2 protein-coding genes and 1 pseudogene are annotated in these 2,358 nt (G+C 66.2%); all 3 read right to left on the bottom strand.

The window, feature by feature from the left end; translation table 11 throughout:
* Positions 1-207: pseudogene (locus C2865_RS38975) on the bottom strand (ABC transporter permease); the annotation flags it as partial.
* A 100-nt stretch (positions 208-307) separates the two neighbouring features.
* Positions 308-2,059 carry an ABC transporter substrate-binding protein gene (locus C2865_RS38980; protein ID WP_106403813.1) on the bottom strand — a complete coding sequence of 584 codons (1,752 nt, stop codon included), beginning with the start codon at positions 2,057-2,059 and terminating at the stop codon, positions 308-310.
* 55 nt (positions 2,060-2,114) lie between these two features.
* Positions 2,115-2,358 (bottom strand): ABC transporter permease subunit (locus C2865_RS38985; protein ID WP_332873414.1); only part of this gene is annotated, 244 nt, incomplete at its 5' end.

Here is a 2,358-nt window from a genome sequence, read left to right on the forward strand (position 1 = left end):
GGCGATCGGATCGTCCAGACCCAGCCGCTCCTTGATGTCGGTGATCGCCTCCTGCGTCGGGGCCTTGCCCGCGTAGGAAGCGGCGAGCTGGTCGGTGGTCTGCCCGGCCAGTTTCGGCAGCAGGAAGAAGATGCCGAAGGTGACCATGCTGACGATCACCAGCATGGCGACCGCGCCGAAGAGGCGCCTGACGATGAATGCGAACACTTGGAACGGCCCGGTGAGCGCGGCCCCGGTCGGGGACCGCGCTCACCTCTCGGCCTTCACCTGCCTTCTGCGGTGATCAGACGAACCGAGCGGACGTGGACTACTTCACGCCCAGGTTGAGGTAGTCGTACATACCGCTGTAAGCGGCCGAGACGAACACGTTGGTGATGCTCTCGGGGCGGTACAGCAGCTGGTTGGAGTAGGTCAGCGGGACGATGTCGCCGCTCTCCATGACGGTCTTGTCGACCTGGCCGTACATCGCGTTGCGCTTGGCGGTGTCGTTCTCCTTCGTCGAGGCGTCGAACAGGTCGTCGACGGCCTTGATGTCGGTCTCCGACAGGTTGGTGTTGCCGGCGGGCTTGATGGAGCGGCTGTCGACGATCTGCTGGAGGAAGCCGAAGCCGGACGGCCAGTCGGCGCCCCACTTCATCATGGACAGGCCGACCTTGTTGGACTTCACGAACGAGGGAGCGCCGGCGTACTTGGTGAAGTAGTCACCCGACGGGTAGCTCTTGATCTCGACCTTGATGCCGACCTTGGCCAGGCCCTGCTGGATCGCCTGGGCGGCGGCCATCTCCTTGGGCCGGTCGGCGCGGGCGGTCAGCGTGGTGCTGAAGCCGTTGGGCTGCCCGCACTCGGCCAGCTGCTCCTTGGCCTTGGCCTGGTCGCCGGCGTTGTTCGCCGACGGGTACAGGTCGTACTTCTGGTAGCCGGTCACCGACGGCGGCAGGACGGTGGTGGCGATCTCGCCGCCCGCCAGGGGGCCGCCCAGGCCGGTCTGCACCGAGACCTTGTCGACGGCGTACTGCACGGCCCTGCGGCAGGCGGCGTTGTCGAACGGCGCGACCTTGGTGCTGATCGTCATGTAGGTCAGCGAGTTGCTGGTGGCGACGTCGGTGTTCTGCTTCTCGGCGTTGTTGCCCAGGACCTTGGGCTGGGCGGCGGTGGCCAGGCCGGCGCCGGCCAGGTCCACGTCGAGCGCGCCGGACATCAGGCGGTTGTCGATGTCGTCCTGGTTCTGGTTGAGCGCGACGGAGATGGTGTCGGGCAGCGCCTTGCGCAGCGGGTCCGTCGCGGGGTCCCAGTGCTCGTTGCGGGAGAGCTTCATCTCCTTGCCCGGGACGTAGGAGTCGACCTTGTACGGGCCGGAGGAGACGATCTCCTTCTTGTAGTTCACGCCGGTGTCCTTGGCGCGCGGGACCGGGGCGGTCTGCGGCATGGTGCCCAGGTAGTCGAACTCCGAGAACGGCGTGTTCAGGTGGAAGACGATGGTGTGGTCGTCCGGGGTCTCGATGGACTTCAGGCCCTCTTCGGACTTGTCCTTGTAGGGGCCCTTGTAACCGCCGGGGTTGTCCACCAGGTACTGCTTGAAGTACTTGGGGCCGAGCTGGAGCTCAGAGGTGAAGTTGGAGCGCTCGACGGCGTACTTGACGTCCTTGGAGGTGACCTCGGTGCCGTCGTCGAACTTGACGCCCTTGCGGATCTTGTAGGTCCAGGTCTTGCCGCCGTCCGAGGGGGTGCCCAGCGACTCGGCGAGGTCCGGGACGACCTCGAGGTTGTCGTTGCCCGGCGAGTTCTTGAAGGTCGTCAGCGCGCGGGCGTAGTTGCGGGCGAAGTTCCAGGAGAAGGCGTAGTACGTGTCGCCGGGGTCGGGCGAGTCCCAGTCGCTCGACATGGCGTAACGAAGGTTGCCGCCCTTCTTGTCCGAGGCGTTGACGACAGCGGTGTTGGCCGCGTCCGCCTTGACCGCGGAACCCGAGGTACCCGATTCGGAGTCGCCGCCGCAGGCGGTGAGTCCGGCGGCGAGCACCGCGCCCACCGCGAGGGACGCCCCGATCTTGATCTTCTTCATGTGCTGAGCGCACCTCTCTGGGAACTGGCAGGGGAAACGCGAACCCGTGGGGGGTTCATCTGGCCCGGGGGTCGAGCGCGTCGCGCAGCCCGTCCCCGAGCAGGTTGAAGGCCAGGACGGTGATGAAGATCGCCATACCTGGGATGATCATGAAGAACGGCGTGTTCTGGTACGTCGGCACCGCCAGGGTCAGCATCCCGCCCCAGGAGGGGGTGGGCGGGTTGACGCCGACGCCCAGGAAGGACAGCGCCGCCTCGAAGAGGATGTTGGTCGGGATCAGCAGCGTCGCGTAGACGATG

It is taken from the genome of Actinocorallia populi, from assembly GCF_002995495.1.
GTDB lineage: Bacteria > Actinomycetota > Actinomycetes > Streptosporangiales > Streptosporangiaceae > Actinocorallia > Actinocorallia populi.